The sequence below is a fragment of the Morganella sp. GD04133 genome (genome assembly GCF_029835375.1).
In the GTDB taxonomy this organism is placed as follows: Bacteria; Pseudomonadota; Gammaproteobacteria; order Enterobacterales; family Enterobacteriaceae; genus Morganella; species Morganella morganii_B.
Genome location: NZ_JAODZS010000053.1, coordinates 1 through 21013 on the forward strand (window position 1 = coordinate 1; position 21013 = coordinate 21013).

Here is a 21013-nt window from a genome sequence, read left to right on the forward strand (position 1 = left end):
AACCAGGCGGTCTTTTACGGCAGGCAGATTGCCGTCATCCTGGAGATCTTCACCATCAGTATCAACAATAAACTGAGCCAGGATCGCGGTGAATACTGACGACTGCCGCCAGACTTTGTTCAGCTCCCTGGATTTGGCCACGCCACTCGTGAACCCGTTATGTCTGGCGACCAGGCTTTCATATTCCTGATTTGAGAGCACGTTTGCACCTTCGGATATACCGAAAGGGAGAAAATCATTTTTAGCCATAAAGCCTCTTGAATCGGGTTAAAGCGGGACCGCAAAGCCGCCGTTATCAAACCCGGCAATGTAGTCATTTGAGATGTCAAAACCGAACACGGATGATTTCGGTACGGAGTTGATGTAATACTGGTTCACACGGACACCTTCCGGCTTTACGCCGAGATAGCCCTGTTTTATGATGGATTTCGTCACTTCATCGACCACTGAACCGGTGATATAAACATCCATTGTCATGTTCTGGTTATCGATAAAGAAAATGCGGGTATCTTTTCCGGGCAACAGAGAACGGTAAATATCGACCAGGGATTCTGACGTTCCGTCCCAGTGGTTGGCCTTAATTTTAACTCTGATGATTGTCCGGTATGTGTCGTCGTCCAGTTCGGTAAATCCGCTGTCAGCATCAAATTCCCGCTTCCAGACACCCTGATCAAATCCGACATCATCTGTATCCTGAGAAAAATACACACCGGTTATCGGCGTGCTGATATACCGTGATATGCCTGTCCATTCACCGATGACATCCAGCTGAACGCCCGCGGCCTCTTCAAGAGAAAAGTATTTATTCAGATCTAGGGAAAGCCGGGTGATTTCTGACAGTGATTTGGTAATGAGATGGATGTGACTGACAAATTTATCTGCAGGTTGATGCCGTGACGTAATCAGACGTAAATAGTCTCTCATGTTGTCACTATCTCCACGTTATCCGGCTGACATGTGGCGAACTGGTTATATTTCATCGTGATGTTGTTTTCCGATACCGCGCCGGCGGACAGGTCGATTTCCAGACGGGAGATATAGAATGTTCCTCCTTCCGGATCTGCCTGGAGGTTTGCCGGTGAAAATAATTTCGTCCGGTAAATATCGGTTCCGATATCCAGATTATTCAGATAGTCCGTGACGGCATTCCGGATTTTATCCCCCACCAGTGTGGTATACCCCTCAAATGCCTCGAGGGTGATCCGGACAAACACAGGCATACTTTCCGGACGACTGAACCGGGTTGGAATGATTACCCCGTAGGCGTTGGTAATATTCACTTCAACATTCCCGAATGTTCCGGTGCCCGGTGTTTTTTTCAGGGCAATGACTTCAGCAATCCGCTGCGCGTCCCCGCCATCAACAATAAGTGCTATTGAATGCGGGGCTATACCCCGTGCATCGGTCACATCTGTATCGTTCTCAAAAGCGGTCAGACGTGCCACACCGGCTATCTGACTGACTGACCCGATAACACCCTCAAGAACCGTTCTGGATGGCAGTGACACGGATTTACGGCGGCGGAGGCGCAAATCACTGTCTGTTTCAACATTGCGTCCGACTGTTGCCATTGCTGTGTTGGTGACTGACTGCCACCCGCGTGTCGGTGTGCCGATCTGACTGACCTCGCCGGGCAGAGCAATAACAGATCCGGGCTTCAGACAAACAGCGGTTACCGTGATATACCCGTGCGTACCAATCACAACTGAGGCGGGAAGTGCCCAGGAGTTACCGGCTGAGTCACGCACCATGCCATTTTTTATCACGGTACCCACCTGCCCGGTAATGATGACATCAACGGTGGAATGTGATTCCGCATTACGGGACAAACCATTAATCGCCACGTTGTTGGACAGGGCCTGCCCGAAAGAGGTGGACGGGCTCAGTGAGTTATACGCGGTTATCACGGCGTTGTTTGCGTCATGAATTGCCAGGGCATAAATCGCCAGCATCTGCCCGTCTTTACTGTCCGGATCGATATAAATATCATCACCGTAAATCAGTCTGAATAACGCTTTCAGCTGGTCCAGTATCGCCGGATAATCCGGTGCGCTGATGCCTTTCTCCGTGATAACCGGCGCAAGCCCGACAGTTTCGATATTTAACATTATCCCTCACTTGTGATACGGGTTTCACCGTACAGAGTGTCTATGGTGGCCGTAATGGTTACCTTGCGTGCTGAGGTGTCCATATCCAGCCCGAATGCCGTTATTTTCGTGACACCCGGGGTATTCATGATCCGCTCTTTGACTGCCAGTGCGTAGCCCTGCCCGGGATTTTTACCAAGCCCTTTCTGCGCGTGAGGTGTACCCTCCCGGTCATCCAGGAACCATTCCCCGAGCCAGAGCTGTAACCGGCTTTTTACGGCCATAGCGACCGTCTCCGGAGTGTCTTTGCTGAACCGGCTGTGACCAAAGGTGTAATCACCGTTATCTTCTGTGCGGTACTGCATTACTTCGGCCCTCCCGTGTTTCCGCCGCCGGTTTCGACACCACCGTGGGTGTGCCCCGTCAGGCTTACGCCGCCTGCGGTAATATCGTTTTTCACCGTTACCGGCCCGTTCATCGTCGCCTGTCCGCCGTCCGTACCCATTCCCTGAGACAGATTGCCGTTGATGGTAACGTTGCCGTTCAGGACGATTTCCGGTGAGGTGATTTCGGTACCGCCGTCCGCCGTGGCGGTCAGTTTTGCAGGCGTCACCACGGTGACGTTTTTACTGCCGGTATCAATGGCGATATAAGTACTTCCGTCATCACTGCGCAGCTGAACAGCTGAAGTACTGATATTGCTGATTTTGGTCGCCTGTGACATCGGCCCGACCCAGGCAAAACCGTCTGACAGGTTATGCTTCCTCGGATCAACGGCCTCCTGCACCCCGCCGGACTGCCACCAGTAATCAATACAGCGGTCGGCAAATACCACAAAACATTCATCACCGGGCTTTACCGGGAATGTCAGTGTGGCACCGCCGCCACGCGGGAAAATGACCGGCACATCAACCAGCAGAGGAAGCGGCACGGTTTTTTGTACCCCGCTCTCAGTCACCGTCCATTTGATCGCCGGTTGCGCTTCCACCGTCACGGTATCCGGATTAAACGACTGAATGATGCACGGCAGGCCGACAAACAGGCCTGACATGATATTTTCTTTCAGCAATAAAAAAGGCGCTTCAGAGCGCCCTACCCGTTCATCATTTGAAATCATGGTCCTACCGCCATTGCCTGCAATGCAGACTGATTCAGTAACGTTTCTTCATTCCGCGCTATGCAAATCAGCTGCTGGTACCAGGAATTACCCCGTGTGTCCCCGAAATAACTGACATTGATAACTTTATATTTACCGTCAGTATCAAGGGGTGAGGGTTGCTCAACCGCTCCCTCGTGACCGCCGTTCATGCCGATTTCTTTATTTGACAGACCGGCAAGGTTAATGCCGGCATTATCCAGGTGGATCAGTGTGCCGGGTTTAATATCGGCGTTGATCATGCACATCACATTAATACCGCCGCCGATGGTCTGCTCCGATGTGCCGATAAGCCCGGAATCATAATGCAGGACGACCTCGTTGATATAGCTGTCTTTCGGCACCACATCCACACTGTCCCCCGTGTAACGCCAGTCCGCATTATTCTGCTTCGCAAAACAGGTCATTTCATCACGGTGCATGCCAAACAGTACCTTACCGCGTGGTGCCACCGTCTGTTTATACTCACCGCGCAGCCCGGCGGTCATCCCGTATTTTCCCAGATCCTTCATCAGTGCCGTATCAATGTCCGCCTGGGTATAGCCAGCCGCGACTGTCTGAGACACAACGGCTTCACTGTATGCCTGATCCCCTTCCGCTGACTGAATAACCACATAAGTGTCCGTGACATTCTCACGACCGGCATAGGTGTACTGAATCTGACCGGAAAAAATCTGGCTGCTGTTATCCTTATAACCGGCCACAATAATGATCTGTTTAAATTCATACTGCCGCAGCCTGTTTTCAGTCTCTTTGTTCAGGTTGAACACCTTTACGATCGCTGTCGCCGGGTAAGCGGTATTTGGCCGGGTGATATTGAATGTGACCCGTAATTCAGAAAGATCTATACCGTCACCGTTTTCATCCGCAACAATAATCCGGCACTCACGTATCCAGTTTTCAGACATGGTTACCTCGTTTTCAGGCAATAAAAAAATCGCTCAGGGCGGCAGATGACACACAACACGATTCAGCCAGCACGAAAATAGAGCCTGTTTTTCCGGCCAAATTCGCTGAGGGATAATTCCCCGGCTGTTTCATCACAGACAAAGATCAGTGAACCGTTAAACCCCATATACCGGTAAGGCTCCAGGATATCCGTTCCGCTCACCAGCGGGACCCCTGTAAAAATATCGGCACCGGACTGATCCATCATATCCGCAACCCACCCGCAAAACTGACGGTATACCAAGCGAATGCGGTAACGCTCCCCGCCAAGCTGAATATCAAATTGCTGGTTTTTGTTGGAAACAGGAATTTCTATAACTTTCATTCTTTTTATTTCCCAAATGGATTGAAAAGAGCACCTAACCCACCGTTCATATTGCTCAATATGCTTTCATTTACTGGCTTTGGCGTCACAGTACCCCTGTTCTCCGTTCCTCCAGTGGCTTCCGGAAGCTTCTGATTTTCCAGCGGTGCAACCTGTCTGCTTTTCGTCTCAGTGATAATTATCTGCCTCAGTGTCAGCACCACCATCAGCACATTTTCACTGGTGTTATCGGTCGTGACTTCGATGGCCCGAATCAGCATATTTTTGTAATCACGTTTACCGGTGATGACATCAAACGGCTTTCTCGTTGCTTTTAAATCCAGCAGCTGCTGATAGATTTCCCGGGGGCTGCTGCCAAGTTTCAGCCCCGTTGAGATATCAAACATACTGGTCGTATCGAACCCGTCGATCAGTGATCCGCCACCGGCGAAGCCGATTTCCATCGTCACTTCTGATGGCCGGTCAAAAGTATGATCACTGACCGTAAATCCCCCGCCGCCCGGAACCTGCACCGGATGTTCGGTTATCTCTGAGCTGTCAGTGTGCTTTTCCGAGATAACCACGCTGGGGACTATCATCTCAATCTTCCGGGTATTCTGGGAAAACAGGGTTGATAAAATATCCATCAGCTCACCTTCGACTCTAAATTGCGGACCAGTATCTGATTATTACGCCCGACAGCATCACCTGAGAGACCGGCAGCTTCCTGCGGATCTGAAACACCGGTAACGCTGATATTGTTTACCTGATGAAAAGACACACTTTTAGTGTCGCTCCGGTCATTCCGGAGTAACTGCTGCGGCATAAACGATGTCTTATTTTTCATGTCATTAAACCCGGTCACAACGGTTTCCATGATGCCACCGCCCCCGGGAACCCCGCCGCCTGTTCCGCCGGTGATTGTCGGATCCGGTGCGCCGGTGATAGCAGCCGTCACCAGTTCTTTCGGGTAAGGGAACTGACCGTTATTTTCGACCATTGACATTGCGCGGATGAGCGCATACATCACCTCAGTATCATTGAGATCAAGCTTATCGTTGATACCGACCCCCATTTCCTCAGAAACACGTTTGGCATACGCGGCAGGATCATTTTTGCCGTGATTTTTTGGTGCCCACAGACTGACAATTTCACTGATAGTCTGCAGTTTTTTCCTGCCGGCCGCATCCGAAGTGCCGTTAAAATACATCATCAGTTGCCGGACATTACCCTGCAGTCCCTCATAGGCCGAGTTATACACCGCAAATGCGCCCCCGGATTCTTTCCGGGCACCGCGCTGTTTTGCGAAGTTCATATTGAGCGGGTTGTTATTCTTCACACCACGGGCCGCACCATCCAGCGTGGAGTAATCCGCGCCGCCTGCTGATCCGAACCCCAGTTTCTGCAGTGCCGTATCCACGGTACCGGTCCGCATAAAAGCACCAATCTGGCTGGCAAACGGGACAGGAATAATGCCCCCTGCCTTCTCCAGCACAATACCGGCTTTGGTGGTCAGGCTGTCGGTCGTCTGGTATTCCTCAACCGCTTTTTTCAGCCTGCCGATATTCCCGGCCAGTTCACCGGTCATTTCCCCCATCCTGCCGAAGTCTATCTGATCCAGCAGCTTCTGATGGTAAATCAGTAACGCCCCCATACCCGCGATAATCAGGCCCGGCCATCCTGCCAGCAGGGCCAGTGCGCCCCCCGCACGGGTGACGGTGGCAAGAATGCTGAACAGCCATTTACCGCCCAGGAACAACGCAAATCCCCAGAAGATGTTTTCCCATCCGCCGACCGACGTTATGATGTCCTGAATATATCCCCAAACCTCTTTAAACGTTTTTTTGACTGATTCAATCGTGCCGGTCCACTGAGACCAGTCTATGGCTGATTTGCCGCCCTCCTTCCATGTCTCATAATCATCCCAGAGCAGGAACAGTGCGGTCAGCGCGGTGATCATCAGCCCCACCGGCGATGTCAGAAAACCTTTATTGAGCGCCAACCATGCCGCCAGCACCAGACCAAACGTCTTAATCATGCCTTTGGTGCTTTCATCCAGCCTGTCCCACCAGCCCGTCAGATCCCGGATACCTTTTACTGACCGGTAAACGACGTGTTCCAGAATATCGGACAGTTTCAGGATGGCACCGGTCACTTTCAGGATAAATTTTTCTATCAGCGGGAAATTCTGAATAAGCAGCTTTGTAAAACGCTCAATGCCCGGCGTCAGTACCCGCGCCAGTTCGGCACCGATTTTATCCCTGCCGATCCCCATTGCCGCTTTCATCTTTGAGAACTGCGTCATAAACGCACTTCCCTGTTTTGCGGCTACATCAGGGTTAAATCCCATGGCTTTCATCATCAGGGTATATTCTGATGAATAACCATGAATGCCGCGCCGCATAGCCATCAGGGTGTTTTCATCAATCCCCAGCATACCGGCGTACTGATTGGCCCGGTACACCGGCATTTTAGCCAGCCGGTCACCCAGCAGGGCAACCAGTGACGCGGTATCACGCAGTCTGCCGTTGGCATCCCGTGTCTGGATCCCCATGTTACGCAGGAATCCCTCACCGCCCGGATTATTGCGCAGGAAAGAGGCCAGCCGCTCTACTGACTGGCTGAACCCGTTAACATCACTACCAGCCTGTTTGACTGCATACCCCAGAGAGCGGATGTTATTTGCGGTCGCACCGGTACGCTGAGACTGCCAGTACAGTTTATCCAGCCCGTCAGATATCTTTGCCGTGAATCCCACGATGGTCAGTGCTGCGGCCTCGATTGCGGCACCGGCTTTCATTGCTTTCGATGTGACATCCCCGAGAACCGAGGTAAACTTTTTCGCCCCGGACTCATCAACATCAAAACCGAGGGAGACCAGGAAGTCCCTGAGTGTTTCAGCGCTGCTCATGTTTGTACCTTTCTATTGTTGCCTCGTTTTCCGCTTCAACGTCGAGGAAGTCATTCATCAGCGCAATATCCGCGAGTGATACTGTGCCATCGAGCAGCGACTCATACCGGCACATTCCCCGGCCGACCGGTCGCAGCAGGTAATACCGTCCGCCGGGGAGTGTCTCCAGCTCAATACTGCTTGTCAGGCTTGCGCGTCGTTCTCTGGTGGTGCGGGAAAAAAACTGCCGAGTGAGTCCTTAATCACGTATCCGGCGATCTGTAACAGCTCAATGCCGTTGATATCGTCATACATCAGGACGCCGCCTGAATAGATTTTTGACCACTGGTTGCCGGTCTGGCGCGTCACCACATCCAGACAGATGTCATTGATTTCTTTCCGTGATTTTTTATCCAGTGATCTCACTGCCGTTGTCAGTGCCGGAAGGATAACCGGCAGAGAATCCATGAGTTTTGCCTTACGGATTTCAGCAATTTCATCATCACCTGCATTGTCCTTATCACCGCCGGCGGAAGCCGGTAATATATCTTTCAGCAGCGGAGCTACCGCACCAAATGCAGGAACCAGCGCGAACGCCAGATCCTGCTGCTGAAATGCGTCTAGTTTCCCGGCGCGGTAAGTGTTACCGTTAATCATAAATTCCATCAGAACGTCCCCAGAAGTGTATCGACTTTGCCGCCGTCAAAAACCCACGATACGGTGTTACCTGTTTTGGCATTCTGCCAGTCAGGGATGCGTTTAAAGGCCACAGACCGGCACACCGACATATCATTACTGACCTTGTTACGGATAGTGATGACATTGTTCCCCCAGGTGGCGGAAGACGCAGACTGCAGGTTATACATCATGCTGAGTCTGGCATTCGTCGGGCTGGTTTTCAGTAACACCACCGTGATGGTACAACCCTTCCCGGCGTGAAGTGAGTGCATAACCTCACCGTCAGCACCTATTGTTTTGGTGTTTTTATCTTCATCCATGGAAACGGTGATCCCCTCTTCGGAAACCCCGGCACCATAGCCAAGCTCAAACAGGCCGCCCACCCCGGCGATAGAGGCGGATACATCAATAAAAGAATATGTGGACATGATTCACCTTACCGGTTCACGTTAATGATAATGTCGCTGTAGTGGATTGCGCCCGCGAGTTTAATGGCGCACTGAATAGCCGGTGCCTTACGGGCTTCCCGGTCTGCCTGTGCCTGCGCTGACACCGGCGGTGCGTAAAGATAACTGCCTTTTGTCAGCATATCGCCGGTATTCAGCGCCCCGAACGGATCGCCTCCCCAGATACCCGGCGCAACAAGTCCGTTAGTCACCGCCTGATCCAGTGACTGCTCAACATTGGTCAGCAGAGAGGTTACCCCTTCGTCGGTCTGAGGAATTTTGGTTGTGCGGGTATACAGCAGGTTGTACAGATTGTTCTGCACGTAGTTCTGCAGCCAGTCCAGCCCGTGGCGTTCATCAATGAAATCGCCGTTGGACATCACACCCTGCTGGATAATGGCCGTGTCATTCTGGTACTTCACGAACACGTTGCCGTTTTTGGCGTCAATAGCGGCGGCCTGCGATACGCGCAGAGTTTCCGCTGTGACGGTCGGCTCCTGCTTAAATTTCAGGGTGATCGTGGTGTTATTGCCGTTAAAATTGACGGTAAACATGCGTCCGAAAAGTGAGGCGGCCACGTACTTTTTACCGGAGGTGTACTGCCAGAAGGTGCGGGAATAATTCCCGGCTTTCAGTTTTGAGCCGATATCATTATCCACGTCAGCATCAAGTACCGTCGTTTTCATCACGGTGTGGCCGTAAATACGTGACAGCGGGTCGGACTCAATCAGGTCAGCAACCGCCAGCACATCACCATCATCCAGGCTGTCATCGGCGATAATCAGACCGTACCAGCCGCAGGAAATATCCGACATCACCGCCACGGCTTCCTGTACAGCTTCTGCCGCCTGTGAGACCACAATCAAACCGCCGGCATTTTCATCCAGCTTCATCAGGCTGCCGAGATATGACCCTGCTGCCCCCGCTGACGGATAGCCAATTTCACCGGCTTTAGTCAGCGTGACGGTGAAGCGCTCACCGGTCCATACCACCTGTGCGTCTGTCAGCTTTTCAGATACCCGTTCAGCCACGCCGTTCAGGTTGGTTTCGGCGGTCAGATCCACACCGCTGACTTTGGCTACCTTACCGGCGATGCTGATATCAAAAGAGCCGTCAGCAATCGTGTTAAAATTCGCGATTACCTGTTCTGCTTTGGTCAGAACGGAGCCGCGCAGCATGGCCATTGTGGCTGTTTTATTCCACTTACCCACGAAACAATCCACCGGCTTCGGTGACTGTGCGTAGTAGAGTTGTGCGGCTTCATATTCCGGTGAAAAAATGCCGAAATCAGCCAATATTTCATCTGAAGTTTTGTACTGCCGGATGCGCTCATGTGCATCAATCACGTTACTGGCCCCGAGGATCAGCAGGGACCCGAAGTTGCGGGACTGAGCAGCACGCGCAGCCATATTCACCGTCACATTGACGATGTTAGAAACAGGTAATCCCTGCATAAATTATTCTCCGAAAAAAGTGACAGAGGCGTTGGTAAACGTTTTGATGCCGTACTCACGCACGACCTTACGGCGCAGTGTTACGGTGATGTCGTAGCGTCTCACCCACTGATTATTGATAAATTCCGGGGCCAGACGGATCCGGCTGTGTTCCGTGAATGTCAGCCCGGCGCGTGACAGTTCGTCATTGTTCTGGCTGACCATCATTCCGTCACGAAACTGGGCGGCAAACCGCTGACCGTTAAGGCCATAAAAACAGCACAGGATTTCAATCCGTTCATGCGTCCACTGCTCATGATGCTGATCACCGGACTGAACCTGTGCCGGGCTGTGTTCATCCTGAAAATCCGTGATCCCGAACCCGCACCAGTCAGTACCGGCCTCCGGGATTTTGGGTTGTGTTTCAGTAAAACGGGGCAATACCATTTTCGGCGGCAGTCCGGACACGAACCGTATCCACCGGCTGATCTGGCGTTCCAGTTCCTCGTCATAATCAGCAGGCGGACCGGTGGGAGTCAGATATCCCGGATGATTACTGTCATTACTCAACGGGTTGTCCTCCGTTAAAATCCACCAGCTCACAATGCGCCTGAATAAATCCGGCACCGTAAGCCGTGTACGGATCAACAAACGTGACGCGGTACCGCCGCCCCTGATAGGTCACCACATCCGCGTCGTGCCCCTCATTCCCCTGGGTGAGCCTGAAGCGTGTCACAATGAGAACAGCCCCGCCAATAGTCTGCCCCGCTTCCATACGTCTGGCTTCCAGTGAGCGATCTACTGTCACAACACCGGAGAACCCGATATCTTCATGAGTATTTGTGCTGAATCCGTCATCATCGGTAACTTGTTTGTTCCGGCGGCACACCAGGGAAGGATCCGCAAAATCCGGATCTGACAAAATGTCACTGACATCGAGAAAAGGCATTATTCCTCCTTGTTTCTCACCACATAGGTGATTGATCGCAGCAGGCCTCCGGTGTCATACAGCGGTTTGATGTCCTTACCCTTACTGCGCCGGATGGCGACGGCAATATCAGACAGCGGTTCCAGCCGGTCACCATCCCCGATAACCTTTTTCGCACCGTTGGACGCAACCATACCGGCCCGTTCCATTTCACGCTCTGCCGCCTCAAACTGACCGGACAGGGCAAAGTCAGCCGCCGCTTTCAGGTGATCGGTGGTGACGCTCTGCGTATCTTCGATCCCCATATCAAGAAAGGGTCTGGGCGGCAGTGTCACCACTTCCCCGCCGATGCTGACCGTTCCCCCGGTGGAATGGATATAGCCAAGCTCCGCGTTATTCAGATGCCCTCCGTCATCACGCTGCGCTTTGTCCGCCGGAATCCCCACCAGCACATCCAGCCCGGAAAGTCGCTTCAGCGCCTTACTGAGCGCAGGCAGGTTATCCCGCGTGACCTTTACACCACTCATAACAATTGTCTCCCGCCTGCACCAAACATCGACCACCACCAGTAAAATTCCCGGCCGTACCCGGTGTCGTTCCAGAATCCGGCATCGGGATTCACAATCCCGGAGGTGTCATAAGATGCGGAGACTTTATCAACCGACTTTGACGACAGCACCCCGCCGCCGGAACTGTTCACCGCACCACTGACAGACGCCACGGCAAGTGCTTTGCCGCGCAGCTCAACATAGTGGGCCGTGAACAACTCAGACAGATAGATAAACTGATCGCTGTGCTTATCCTGGTCTAATGCCGTGTCGGCAAGACCGAGATAAAAACAGATGGTCGAATCGGGGTAACGGGAGGTATCAGAAAACTCAGGAAAGTCAGCGCGGAATTTCTCAGCTGTCGGAAGAAGACTGTTTTTTGCCATCACCAGCCCCCTGTTTTTTATCCTGTTTTGCCAGCGCGGCTTTCAGCTCTGTCAGTTCGGTATTCAGGCCGCTGATCACACCGTCTTTCTCTGTCAGCACGGCTTTCAGCTCTGTCAGTTTGGCTTCCAGTGTGATGACTTTTGCCGACATATCCCGGCTGTCTTTCTCTTTCTGGATATCGGCCTCATCCAGCAGACGGGCATAGGACGGGAACGCCCAGTGTTCAGTTACCTGCACCGGAAAATCCGTGCTGTCATGAATGCCGGTCGTCAGTTCAAACCGGGTGCCGTCAGGCAGGCTGAGTGTCGCGCCCTGTGAAACAATGTATTTCATGGTATTGCTCCGTGGTAAACCCTGCCACTCAGGCAGCAGGGATATCCAGATAAGAAATGGTGTTGGAATACGGTGTTTCCACCTGACCCAGCTTGCCGTAATACACGGTCAGCTGCTGCATGCCGCGATATTCCAGCGGAGTATTCAGCAACGGTACCATCGGGAAGCGGACGTATTTTTCATCCTGGGTATAGGCAACAATACGATGCGCACCACCCGCCCCGCGTTTTGACGCAAATTTCATGGAAACAATTTCCAGCGGTTCGCCGTTTTCCTGAAATGCAATGGTGTTAATTTTCACGTATTCCAGAACAGAGATATTACCGGCAGAAGAGACTTTTTTACTTGCCAGCAGGCCGAACAGTTCCGGAGCCAGACCGATTTTACCCGGACAGACCGCGTAACCGGAACGAACCCAGCCGTCGCTCAGCACCATGTTAATATCCTGCACAATCACATCCGGATCCGTTGTTGCAGTCCAGGCAGCCGCCGCTGCAACCGGAATAACGTCAGGAAGATTAAGCAGTCCCGGGACACCCAGCTCTTTATCGCCGATATAAACCTGCTCGTCAGTATCCATATTCCACTTGAGGCGCATCCCCTCATATTTCTGGGTATCAATCGGACGGCCGACTTTTTGCGCGGATGCCAGTTCCAGCACTGTCCAGCCAACTTCCTGCGCCCACGGTGTCAGGTTGTTTCGGGTCGGGTCGATATTCAGCTCAATACCGGCAATGGCGGTGCCCTTTTTCCCCATCCAGTTTTTACCGTTCGGGTTCGGGCCGCCGACACTGGCGAAATCGGTGTTGGTGAACGATGACACTTCATCAGCGATAGAAATATCACTGCGCAGCGGCATATCCCGTGTCCATTTGATGGACGTCAGCGGCATGTTCAGTGTCTGGTCCATGCGCTCCAGTTCACCGATCAGGAATGTGCCGGAGGAATCAATGGTTGCTTTATCAATGGTAAACATTCAGGCTCCCTCAGATGTTGTAAGCGATTTCAATACGACCGTCAGCTTCACCCGGGCCGGTCACTTCGGCACCCGGTAACTGAGGCGTGTTTTCAGCGGTTGTATCCGCAGTCAGCACGAACGTGCCGACAGGGCTTTTTTCTGTACCACCAGCTACGCGGACATAGACCGGGGCACCTTTTTTCGCGGTTACCGCATTACCGCCGGTAACTGTGACGCAGATATAGCCGCGCTTCAGGTTGTCAGCCACCTGATTAGCTGCCACCCCAAGATGTGCCAGATCATTGAGAGAGGTGATCGGATACGGGCGTACCAGGATGCCTTTTACCTGCTCAATGGTGTCCCCGTCCTCCAGCGGCACAAACTTATCCGCCAGATACTTACCCGGCAGGCCGTAACCGGTGAACGGTTTTTTATTGTAGAGCGTCACCGCCTCAACGGTGGATTCGCGGGGGCGGGTAATGCCCCCGATGATGCCCATCGGCATCCGGGTTAAATATGCTGTTCCTGCCATGTGATGATTACCTTATTTATGTTTATTCCAGTGATCGGCGTACATCTTGTTCAGTTCTGCCGGTGACATGCCTTTGGTGCTGCGTGAGCTGTCTGTGGTTGATATGCCGCAATTCTGCGGAGTGATATGATTCCGGGCGGTGTTCAGCGCCACTGCCGCGTTAAATACCGCATCCACCGTTGACTTCGGTGCGGTACGGAAATCACGGACACCAAACGCTGACAGGCTGTCGCCGGTACGCATAGCGTGAGCCAGCACCTGACGCTTCAGACCTTTGTCACCGGTTGGTTTAAAACCGGGACAGATAATTTCCGCATCAGAAATAATGCGCTGCCGGTATGCGGCATCCCCGGTCACCTTTTTATCTTCTTCCGTATCTTCATCACCGGTCTGAGTGCCGTCACCCGGCTCAGAATCCGCGGTCTTACCTTCCAGCTTATCCAGACGGGCAAGAATGGCTTTCACCCACTCAGGGGCACCCTCATCACCGGTTTTGTTTTCCGGATCCTGCTCATCCCCGGTGGTCGTCCGGTTCTCCGCAGGCAGTGATGTCGCCTGCGCCGGGACGTTAATGTTGATGGTATGCCCGGGAACTGAACTCAGCCCGTCAGACGGCATCTCAGGTGCTTCATCAATGAGCTGCTGTACAGCGGCTTCATCTTTGGTTCTGACTGCATTACGCAACTTGTCGAGCCATGACATAGCAGGCTTCTCCTTTCTTTTGGTGATTGGGGCTGAATCCCCGATAGAACAACGGCCACCAGCCCGGCCCTTTTCGATACCGACCGCCAGATGGTTTCCCGTGATTTGGTATTGTTTCCCCTTACCGGGGGAGATTTGTCCGTAGAGCGCGTCATAGCCGCAACTGACCTCCGTCAGTCCCCGGTTAATGGCGTCAATCGCCTCCTGCCGCTTCACCAGCACATCGGCGATAAGCAGGTCTGACTGCTCTCCGGTGCCACGCCTGACGTTCTGTATGTGCCCGTGGGCCAGTTGTGCATAGTTCGACGGATTGACGAAGACAATGTTTCCGGCGTCATCTTCCGGGTGCCCCAGCGTGACCGCCGCTCCTTCGAAACTCGCTATCGTTTCTTCGGAAAAGACTTCTTCCTCGGTGCGGTACACAATGACCGTTCCTGACGGCCCGGCCTCCAGATCAATTTCTTCCGGCCAGTATTCCTGCATGCCCGTCCGCGCAATGGGGACGTTTTTACACAGCAGTGAGCCGTCCGGAAGCTGATAGCGGGTTTCCCCCAGCCGGGTAGTAAAAAAGTATTTCATTTGGTTACCTGCTGAACTGCGCGCAAACAAAAGCCCGCATGGCGGGCTGTTTGTCAGAGGTGGAACCCTCGTCGCCTTAGCTCATCGATGGTTGCATCAATGGCATCATGGATTACGTCAGTGTTGTAGTAGATTGACAGGCCGGACTGATAGATAGTTTCCAGCAATTTGCGATTGTGTTTAAGGCCCTTGATCAGCCATTGACTTGTTTTTGACATCATATGTCTCCTAGTTATCGAGCTTCATTGCTCACCCTTATTTATCCCAGCAAGCCTTGAAACTGCCCGAAACAAGTCATTTTTAGCCTAATTTCTTTAGCAATACGTGCTATTTCCGTGCGTAGGGTACGTGTACATCCTGCCAGCATTGGCAATTAGGGAGGCATCCGGCATGCCCTGTTAATCCGTCAAGTGTCGGCGGGCTGTGCCAGTACACGAATTTATCCCGCATCTTTTTGTGTGATGGCCGGGTTCCTGCTCCCTCAATGCGCCACCAGTACCCCTCCGAGCCTATGGATAATGCCCGCGCCCGGGTGAGCGCCCCGGTAGCCCGTCCGATTTCAGTGCGCGCTATCATCCGTGCCCGCCCTGCTGCTACGTTCCCAGATTCCATAATCATCTGATACAACGAATCAGGACGCTCACCGCTGATAACCGCCTGCATGGCCCTGTCCTGAATTTCCCTGATCCGCTCCGCTGCCTCCAGCGGCAAGGACTTCATCAGTTGGATCTGCCGGTATACAATATCCTGTGTTACCTGACCGACCGGCGTATTACCGATAACGTCACGCAACCCTTCCGATATTTTCTCAGAGACTGATTTCCACTGATTCCACTCTTCACGTTCCACCTGCAGGAACATTTTGTTGGCCACCAGCGCAGACCAGTCATCCAGCGCACCGGAGTAATCCGTCAGCATCCGGATCACCGATTCTGAGCTGGCCTCAGAACCATCGTAAGAGCCAGTGACGATTTCGTTTACCTGGGAGGCTATCGCCGACAGGCTTTTCTGATACTGAATTTCCGATCGACGGCGCAGGGCCGGTCTCAAATTCATCCGTCTCCCACTCGGTCTTCGCATCCTCAATATCCTTGTCTGTTATCGACCCGCCGATCCCTATCACATCAGACAGGTTGCGCAGGTCATTCATGGCGGCATGAACCGGCATAATCCCGCGCTCCACCAAAGTGGACAGCGCACTGGCGGTGTTGTTTGCCATCGTTGACCGGTCCGTGTCTGACATTTCCCACAGCTTGTTAAATACGAATGTGAAGTCATCAGGCAGCGGCTTACCGAACAACGAGCGCCAGGAGATATCCATCAACCGCCGGATATGGCGGCGCAGTTTACGCTCCTGTGACGAGTTAACCCGGCTGTAATAATTTTCCAGATCCCCGTCACCGGTACTGAATCCGGACGGCGACTGACCAAACAGGCGCACCAGCGGAATACCGGTCGCCCCTGATACCTGTTCAGCAAAGCGGAGAATGACATCAGCAATACCGGCGAATGAATAGCTGTGAGTGGCAAACTCATCCTTGGAATCCATGATGGTCATCCCTTCGATGGTCTGGAACTCCCTGATCATATCCAGGTGCTTAAACAGCGCCTTTTCGACATCCCCGCCCTTTGCCAGTATCTCTCTCAGTTTTTCAATGCTGTAGGTGCGCAGGTGCGCTTTGTGAATCAGTTGCGATGTGCCGACTGTGGCAGTATCGAAAGCCTGAATGCGTTCGAAAATACGCTCCACAACAGACATTCCCCAGCCGTTCTCCGTCAGTGACTGCTGATACGGCAGGCTGTCACCGTCCATCCGGATCAGCCGGGAATGGTGGATATTCCATTTCTCAAGCCCGTGCTGACTGGTAATAACCTTGTAGTACTTCGGCTTTCCGTAATCAGGCCCGTACTCTTTCACCGGGGCACTGTAGCCCGGTTCAAGCTGCCAGCGGTCGAGCGCGATAACGCCTTTAAACTGACCTTCTTTGATGGTTTCAATGTTCAGCGGAGTGGAAAAGTCCTGACCGTCAATCATGATGACCAGCACAGCCCCGCCATAGAGCCGCGACCACTTGATAACATCATTCAGCCCGTCCCAGATTGCCGCCTCATCCCAAAAATCTTCCAGTCTGCCTTTGTAGCCAGGCGGGAGTTTTGAACTGATACTGACGCCTTTACGGGTCATATCATCCGCGATGGCATCTACCGCTGCCCCTACCAGAAACGATGACCGGTAGGCAAATTCCAGTGTGACTCTGTCACGGGTTATATAACCGGGGACATACACGCCGCCGGACTGAATGTTAGGTGTTGCGGTACCGATCTTTGCTTTGAGGTTGTTATACCCGTCACCAGTCTTAACGGGCTGTTTTGCGCCGTTACGGCGGTTTTTACGGGACATTTAAGCCTCACTGTTAATCCTGACCCAGCGCCCCCCAGGTATCCATTTCCGATTCCATCGGGGCATAGTTAATCATCACCGCATCCGCAAGGTTGGGTGATTTCATACCGTCAGGTTGTTTATCAATAACGATTTTACCGACCGTGTTCTTTGACCAGGTAGGCTGTGACAGCTCCACCACCAGTTTGTCTTTGTTACTGATGGCGCTGCTGATAGAAATGATTTCGTCGGGATCGTAATCCATCCCGTTAAGTGCCCGGTGTGTATTGCGGAATAACTTCCGCAGGTGCCACCAGCCCTGTGCTTTGGCGTTAGCAAAAAAGTCCTTGTTCAGGCGGGCTTTGCGCATATCGTCACCGGGTACAGCTTCGGCCTCCGGGTCAAATACGCCACCACTGCCCCGGAACGGGGTTGTATCAATACGGTCAACCTGTTCCGCTTCCCGCAGTTCGTTTATCGCTTTGGCATCACCACGGACACCAGCTCCCAGACCGTCCTCATCGAACCGGAATGACGTCAGGCCATTGTCATCACAGTACCCAAAGACTTGCACGACTGAGCTGTAAATATCGCTGCCTTTGCCGCTCCACTCTTCGATACCCTGTAACAGGAAGCCGTAGCGCCATGAGAAGGCGTTTTTATCCTTACCTTCATCTGCAACGTCCATAGCCCCCTGCCGGGCACCTGTCGGCTCAATACCCAACTTAATGTGTGCGTCAATGGCTGACTGGACCCACTCAGCAGGAATAAGCACACCTTCAGCAGATGCCTGATAGTTCAGATCCAGTTCCTGAGCGACAATAACGGGGTTATCTATCTTCTCGCACTCTTTCTGATACCAGGCATCATCTTTGCGCGGGTCACTGCGCCAGTGAAAAGTAAACACTGGTATTCGTCCACTGTGACGCTTTTGTGCAAACGGATTCGCCATGCCATTAACGGATGACAGGTCTATACGGCAACGGGTTGTCTGTGACAACGCCGCATCAATCAGCAGAGGACGCTGCAGGAATGCAGCCTCGTCCACAAAATAGAGTGTGGTACGGTCACCACGACCGATGTTATCACCGGCCTCACCCTTGATGATTGCGCCGGTACCGGGAAACTCAACACGCATATACGGGGCATGTTTTTTCTCATCCCAGCCACCGCGAAACTCAGCAGGCAACATTTCCACAAATTTACGGGCTTTCCAGAACAGCGCTTTAGGGTCTCCGGTGCTGTCTACATATTCCTCTTTACGGGAGCCGAAGCCGATCACCATTTCCTGATTGAACAGGCAGAGAGAGCAGGCCATTCCGACAGACGTCCAGCTCAGCCCCATTTCACGGCTCTTTTCGGTTATGCCGTTCTCGCGGCTATCGCGGCGGTCCATAATCCAGTGTATCCACTCTTCCTGTTTCGGGAACAGCAGAAAGGGGATCGTCACCGGCAGCCCGTAATCGATATTGCGGGGGTCTGTTGTCATTCCCCAATCGATAATAAACTGTGCTGGGTTGTCTTTGTAAAACGCCCTGAGTGCTGGTAACACGTCCGGATTCTGACGGATGCGCATAAGCCGCTCCATCCGCCATTCAAACACCGCATTGTAATCCGGATTTTTGAAGTCAAACGGGAACGGGATTGGCATGATGTGATAATGTTCCTTTGTGTACAATCAAAGTTCAGTAGCTAACTGAATACGCCCGAGGATAAATTATGCCTACACAAGTAATTGATCGATTAATTGAATTAACCCGCGACACTAACAGCGAAGTTAAAGCTGCTGCTGCATATGCTTTAGGTGAGACTGGATACCGATTATCAGACAAAATCGTAGGCCGCTTAATCGATATGACAAAAGATACCAGCCCCATAGTAAAAATTGCGGCAGCAAAAGCCTTAGGTAGACTTCTCCGCACAGAAGCTATGGAGTAACTAACAAATTTTAATAAGTTACGTCTCTTTAACATAATGACTCTTAACCGCCCTGGCGAAAACGAACTCAGTTCACTAAGGCGGTTAACGGGTCATTTGTTCGGGTTTTAGTGCGGAAACAGGTAAAATCAGAGTGAATAAATCGTGCATAAAACAGGGGTGATTTTGCATAGCCTTATTTCTCGATGAAACGGCTATTTCTGATAGTTTACCCCATCAGTTTTTTATACAGGTCTGCGGCTTCCTGTGATGACAGGTTTGCCACTTCTACTTTGATCGGCTCGCCATCTTTTCCGGTAAACTCCGTCCGGTTTTTAACCATCCCCAAATGCTGCGCAACCATCTTCAACGCTTCATCCTGATTACGAGTGATAACCTCGGTACCGAACTTACTCTCTTTTATCCCAGCAAATAACCGGCGGCTTGCCCCCCTTAAATCCCGTGTATCGTGGAAATGAGGACGACCAATACCGGCACCATTACAGCGGGGGCAATCAGGATTCGGGTCAAGCGTGCTGTCGTAACCGTATCCGCCTTTGTCGTTCGGTGCTTTTCGTTTCTTCTCAGTCGCGTCAATGACAGCATCCTCAAACTCTATCGAGTCCCGCCACTGGTAATTAAAACCGAAGCCCCAGCAGTGACGGCAGCATAACCGCTGATATTCCGTCAGCTCACGAACATCCGCCGTGGCGATATCCCACCACATTTTTAAAACGGCATCCTGAGTGATTTTAGCCCGGCGCTCTCTGGCTTCCAGCGCGTCCGCAATTGCCCGGTTGACCTTAACATTTCTAAACATCCGGCTTGCACTTGTATATGCAGAATTACCTTCACATTTACCACCTGCCCGTTTATATGCAGCGGTCCGGTTCAGGTCGATAAGATACTCAGTAACAAACCGCGTCTGTATATCGTTAAGCCCGTAATCACGCAGGCTGAACTCGGTTTCGTCATTCTGCGCATTATCGGATTCATTACTCTGCGCATCCGGTGTATTGCTATTGCGCACCGGTTCATTTGCGCATTCTTTTTTCTGCGCAGTACGCACTTTACTTTGCGCAGTTTTTTGCGCACTCTGCGCAGCTGGCTTTTTGATATGCCTCCGCGCAGTTGCGTAATTCAGTCCCTGTATCTCACACCATTCTTTCGGGGATATCCCTGTAGTGGCATAGTCAAACAGGAACTGTTTTTGTAGCTTGCTCCAGTTTGATCCTGCCATAATTGTTCCTTACTGTTTCTCAATCACTGGAATATATCTGATGTCACTGGTTCACCCGGTACAATATATTTATGAGCTGTCCGTACCAACAATGCAGATAAGTCTGTTCGTAATGAGCCGATCTTTCGTTGTTATCAAACTACTCCATGCCGTGCCGTCTTTATTTTGTATGCACACAAAAATGAAACAAAATATGTCAAATGTTTTTGATACTCCCGGAAGGACTTGAAATTGTGGTTTACATCGACAAACGCAGCATCGCTATTTTATATATAGTTTTAGTTACTTGGCATTCGCGTAACTTTACTTTAAAGTAGTAGCCTGTGGTATGTATAGTACTATGCGTTACAGCCCCTCTAACCAGGGACGGTTAGAAGGGAATCGTTGCTTCCTTCATTTATTCACGCTTATTGTAAATTCCTGTGATTCCAAAGCACCCTATCTTGTTATGATGCCCCTTAAATTCACTGTAATTAATTTAAGGCTATCCCTTTAGTTTTTTTTTCGTCATACCGATAGTTTATATGAGTGCTTATTCATTCATACATTCATATATATCAAAGGACT

The 21013-nt window shown here is 51.9% G+C and carries 25 protein-coding genes and 1 pseudogene; 1 reads left to right on the forward strand and 25 read right to left on the reverse strand.

Annotated elements, in window-relative coordinates:
* The 24 genes and pseudogenes from N7387_RS19460 to N7387_RS19575 all read right to left on the reverse strand — a co-directional run.
* Positions 1 to 249, reverse strand: a pseudogene (locus tag N7387_RS19460) (hypothetical protein); the annotation flags it as partial.
* Between the two features lie 18 nt (positions 250 to 267).
* Positions 268 to 924 carry a DUF2612 domain-containing protein gene (locus N7387_RS19465; protein ID WP_279800719.1) on the reverse strand — a complete coding sequence of 219 codons (657 nt, stop codon included), beginning with the start codon at positions 922 to 924 and terminating at the stop codon, positions 268 to 270.
* Entirely contained in the window at positions 921 to 2108 is a 1188-nt protein-coding gene (locus tag N7387_RS19470) for a baseplate J/gp47 family protein (protein ID WP_279800720.1), read from the reverse strand. Before N7387_RS19470 ends, N7387_RS19465 begins: the two co-directional genes overlap by 4 nt.
* Positions 2108 to 2452, reverse strand: coding sequence for a hypothetical protein (locus tag N7387_RS19475; RefSeq protein WP_262864057.1), 345 nt, complete (start codon positions 2450 to 2452; stop codon positions 2108 to 2110). Before N7387_RS19475 ends, N7387_RS19470 begins: the two co-directional genes overlap by 1 nt.
* Complete coding sequence (locus N7387_RS19480) at positions 2452 to 3204, reverse strand: Gp138 family membrane-puncturing spike protein (protein WP_279800721.1); 753 nt, start codon at positions 3202 to 3204, stop codon at positions 2452 to 2454. The genes N7387_RS19475 and N7387_RS19480 overlap by 1 nt, the downstream gene beginning before the upstream one ends.
* Positions 3201 to 4151, reverse strand: a complete 951-nt coding sequence (locus N7387_RS19485) for a hypothetical protein (protein ID WP_279800722.1) — start codon at positions 4149 to 4151, stop codon at positions 3201 to 3203. The genes N7387_RS19480 and N7387_RS19485 overlap by 4 nt, the downstream gene beginning before the upstream one ends.
* A 62-nt stretch (positions 4152 to 4213) precedes the next feature.
* Positions 4214 to 4516, reverse strand: coding sequence for a hypothetical protein (locus tag N7387_RS19490; RefSeq protein ID WP_279800723.1), 303 nt, complete (start codon positions 4514 to 4516; stop codon positions 4214 to 4216).
* Between the two features lie 5 nt (positions 4517 to 4521).
* Positions 4522 to 5142, reverse strand: a complete 621-nt coding sequence (locus N7387_RS19495) for a phage baseplate protein (protein ID WP_279800724.1) — start codon at positions 5140 to 5142, stop codon at positions 4522 to 4524.
* Complete coding sequence (locus N7387_RS19500) at positions 5142 to 7406, reverse strand: lytic transglycosylase catalytic (RefSeq protein WP_279800725.1); 2265 nt, start codon at positions 7404 to 7406, stop codon at positions 5142 to 5144. Before N7387_RS19500 ends, N7387_RS19495 begins: the two co-directional genes overlap by 1 nt.
* The gene (locus tag N7387_RS19505; RefSeq protein WP_262860178.1) at positions 7393 to 7521 is read right to left on the reverse strand and encodes a hypothetical protein; all 129 of its coding nucleotides are present in this window, start codon (positions 7519 to 7521) and stop codon (positions 7393 to 7395) included. Before N7387_RS19505 ends, N7387_RS19500 begins: the two co-directional genes overlap by 14 nt.
* A 68-nt stretch (positions 7522 to 7589) precedes the next feature.
* Positions 7590 to 8051 carry a phage tail assembly chaperone gene (locus tag N7387_RS19510; protein ID WP_262864063.1) on the reverse strand — a complete coding sequence of 154 codons (462 nt, stop codon included), beginning with the start codon at positions 8049 to 8051 and terminating at the stop codon, positions 7590 to 7592.
* Entirely contained in the window at positions 8051 to 8491 is a 441-nt protein-coding gene (locus N7387_RS19515) for a DUF3277 family protein (RefSeq protein WP_262860180.1), read from the reverse strand. Before N7387_RS19515 ends, N7387_RS19510 begins: the two co-directional genes overlap by 1 nt.
* 8 nt (positions 8492 to 8499) lie before the next feature.
* Entirely contained in the window at positions 8500 to 9963 is a 1464-nt protein-coding gene (locus N7387_RS19520) for a DUF3383 domain-containing protein (RefSeq protein ID WP_279800726.1), read from the reverse strand.
* A 3-nt stretch (positions 9964 to 9966) separates the two neighbouring features.
* A complete protein-coding gene (locus tag N7387_RS19525; RefSeq protein ID WP_279800727.1) occupies positions 9967 to 10545 on the reverse strand; it encodes a hypothetical protein in 579 nt (192 codons plus the stop codon).
* Entirely contained in the window at positions 10505 to 10891 is a 387-nt protein-coding gene (locus N7387_RS19530; protein ID WP_279800728.1) for a head-tail adaptor, read from the reverse strand. Before N7387_RS19530 ends, N7387_RS19525 begins: the two co-directional genes overlap by 41 nt.
* A complete protein-coding gene (locus tag N7387_RS19535; protein ID WP_279800729.1) occupies positions 10891 to 11397 on the reverse strand; it encodes a hypothetical protein in 507 nt (168 codons plus the stop codon). Before N7387_RS19535 ends, N7387_RS19530 begins: the two co-directional genes overlap by 1 nt.
* Positions 11394 to 11804: a DUF4054 domain-containing protein gene (locus N7387_RS19540; protein WP_279800730.1), complete on the reverse strand. Its 411-nt coding sequence runs from the start codon at positions 11802 to 11804 to the stop codon at positions 11394 to 11396. The genes N7387_RS19535 and N7387_RS19540 overlap by 4 nt, the downstream gene beginning before the upstream one ends.
* Entirely contained in the window at positions 11773 to 12138 is a 366-nt protein-coding gene (locus N7387_RS19545) for a hypothetical protein (protein ID WP_279800731.1), read from the reverse strand. The genes N7387_RS19540 and N7387_RS19545 overlap by 32 nt, the downstream gene beginning before the upstream one ends.
* Before the next feature lie 28 nt (positions 12139 to 12166).
* Positions 12167 to 13114 carry a DUF2184 domain-containing protein gene (locus N7387_RS19550; RefSeq protein WP_262864071.1) on the reverse strand — a complete coding sequence of 316 codons (948 nt, stop codon included), beginning with the start codon at positions 13112 to 13114 and terminating at the stop codon, positions 12167 to 12169.
* A 10-nt stretch (positions 13115 to 13124) separates the two neighbouring features.
* Positions 13125 to 13628, reverse strand: a complete 504-nt coding sequence (locus tag N7387_RS19555) for a hypothetical protein (RefSeq protein WP_279800732.1) — start codon at positions 13626 to 13628, stop codon at positions 13125 to 13127.
* A 12-nt stretch (positions 13629 to 13640) separates the two neighbouring features.
* Positions 13641 to 14909 (reverse strand): DUF2213 domain-containing protein, encoded by a 1269-nt coding sequence (locus tag N7387_RS19560; RefSeq protein WP_279800733.1) that lies wholly within the window; start codon positions 14907 to 14909, stop codon positions 13641 to 13643.
* Positions 14910 to 15236: 327 nt separating this feature from the next.
* Positions 15237 to 15785, reverse strand: coding sequence for a phage minor head protein (locus N7387_RS19565; RefSeq protein ID WP_279800738.1), 549 nt, complete (start codon positions 15783 to 15785; stop codon positions 15237 to 15239).
* A 67-nt stretch (positions 15786 to 15852) separates the two neighbouring features.
* Positions 15853 to 17310: a DUF1073 domain-containing protein gene (locus N7387_RS19570; RefSeq protein ID WP_279800734.1), complete on the reverse strand. Its 1458-nt coding sequence runs from the start codon at positions 17308 to 17310 to the stop codon at positions 15853 to 15855.
* Between the two features lie 13 nt (positions 17311 to 17323).
* Positions 17324 to 18940: a TerL protein gene (locus N7387_RS19575; RefSeq protein ID WP_279800735.1), complete on the reverse strand. Its 1617-nt coding sequence runs from the start codon at positions 18938 to 18940 to the stop codon at positions 17324 to 17326.
* Positions 18941 to 19008: 68 nt separating this feature from the next.
* Between N7387_RS19575 and N7387_RS19580 the strand changes: the two genes are divergently transcribed.
* Positions 19009 to 19227 carry a HEAT repeat domain-containing protein gene (locus N7387_RS19580; protein ID WP_279800736.1) on the forward strand — a complete coding sequence of 73 codons (219 nt, stop codon included), beginning with the start codon at positions 19009 to 19011 and terminating at the stop codon, positions 19225 to 19227.
* Positions 19228 to 19435: 208 nt separating this feature from the next.
* On the opposite strand, the gene N7387_RS19585 is transcribed toward N7387_RS19580, so the two are convergent.
* Complete coding sequence (locus N7387_RS19585; RefSeq protein WP_279800737.1) at positions 19436 to 20446, reverse strand: terminase small subunit; 1011 nt, start codon at positions 20444 to 20446, stop codon at positions 19436 to 19438.
* Positions 20447 to 21013: the final 567 nt, after the last annotated feature.

Bases quoted from the DNA above. Each gene is read 5' to 3' on its own strand.
- N7387_RS19555 (WP_279800732.1), bottom strand. From the start codon at position 13,628: ATGGCAGGAACAGCATATTTAACCCGGATGCCGATGGGCATCATCGGG.
- N7387_RS19480 (WP_279800721.1), bottom strand. From the start codon at position 3,204: ATGATTTCAAATGATGAACGGGTAGGGCGCTCTGAAGCGCCTTTTTTA.
- N7387_RS19495 (WP_279800724.1), bottom strand. From the start codon at position 5,142: ATGGATATTTTATCAACCCTGTTTTCCCAGAATACCCGGAAGATTGAG.
- N7387_RS19580 (WP_279800736.1), top strand. From the start codon at position 19,009: ATGCCTACACAAGTAATTGATCGATTAATTGAATTAACCCGCGACACT.
- N7387_RS19545 (WP_279800731.1), bottom strand. From the start codon at position 12,138: ATGAAATACATTGTTTCACAGGGCGCGACACTCAGCCTGCCTGACGGC.
- N7387_RS19535 (WP_279800729.1), bottom strand. From the start codon at position 11,397: ATGAGTGGTGTAAAGGTCACGCGGGATAACCTGCCTGCGCTCAGTAAG.
- N7387_RS19585 (WP_279800737.1), bottom strand. From the start codon at position 20,446: ATGGCAGGATCAAACTGGAGCAAGCTACAAAAACAGTTCCTGTTTGAC.
- N7387_RS19470 (WP_279800720.1), bottom strand. From the start codon at position 2,108: ATGTTAAATATCGAAACTGTCGGGCTTGCGCCGGTTATCACGGAGAAA.
- N7387_RS19540 (WP_279800730.1), bottom strand. From the start codon at position 11,804: ATGGCAAAAAACAGTCTTCTTCCGACAGCTGAGAAATTCCGCGCTGAC.
- N7387_RS19515 (WP_262860180.1), bottom strand. From the start codon at position 8,491: ATGTCCACATATTCTTTTATTGATGTATCCGCCTCTATCGCCGGGGTG.
- N7387_RS19500 (WP_279800725.1), bottom strand. From the start codon at position 7,406: ATGAGCAGCGCTGAAACACTCAGGGACTTCCTGGTCTCCCTCGGTTTT.
- N7387_RS19505 (WP_262860178.1), bottom strand. From the start codon at position 7,521: ATGTGCCGGTATGAGTCGCTGCTCGATGGCACAGTATCACTCGCGGAT.
- N7387_RS19575 (WP_279800735.1), bottom strand. From the start codon at position 18,940: ATGCCAATCCCGTTCCCGTTTGACTTCAAAAATCCGGATTACAATGCG.
- N7387_RS19465 (WP_279800719.1), bottom strand. From the start codon at position 924: ATGAGAGACTATTTACGTCTGATTACGTCACGGCATCAACCTGCAGAT.
- N7387_RS19485 (WP_279800722.1), bottom strand. From the start codon at position 4,151: ATGTCTGAAAACTGGATACGTGAGTGCCGGATTATTGTTGCGGATGAA.
- N7387_RS19475 (WP_262864057.1), bottom strand. From the start codon at position 2,452: ATGCAGTACCGCACAGAAGATAACGGTGATTACACCTTTGGTCACAGC.
- N7387_RS19510 (WP_262864063.1), bottom strand. From the start codon at position 8,051: ATGGAATTTATGATTAACGGTAACACTTACCGCGCCGGGAAACTAGAC.
- N7387_RS19520 (WP_279800726.1), bottom strand. From the start codon at position 9,963: ATGCAGGGATTACCTGTTTCTAACATCGTCAATGTGACGGTGAATATG.
- N7387_RS19550 (WP_262864071.1), bottom strand. From the start codon at position 13,114: ATGTTTACCATTGATAAAGCAACCATTGATTCCTCCGGCACATTCCTG.
- N7387_RS19530 (WP_279800728.1), bottom strand. From the start codon at position 10,891: ATGCCTTTTCTCGATGTCAGTGACATTTTGTCAGATCCGGATTTTGCG.
- N7387_RS19560 (WP_279800733.1), bottom strand. From the start codon at position 14,909: ATGAAATACTTTTTTACTACCCGGCTGGGGGAAACCCGCTATCAGCTT.
- N7387_RS19570 (WP_279800734.1), bottom strand. From the start codon at position 17,310: ATGTCCCGTAAAAACCGCCGTAACGGCGCAAAACAGCCCGTTAAGACT.
- N7387_RS19490 (WP_279800723.1), bottom strand. From the start codon at position 4,516: ATGAAAGTTATAGAAATTCCTGTTTCCAACAAAAACCAGCAATTTGAT.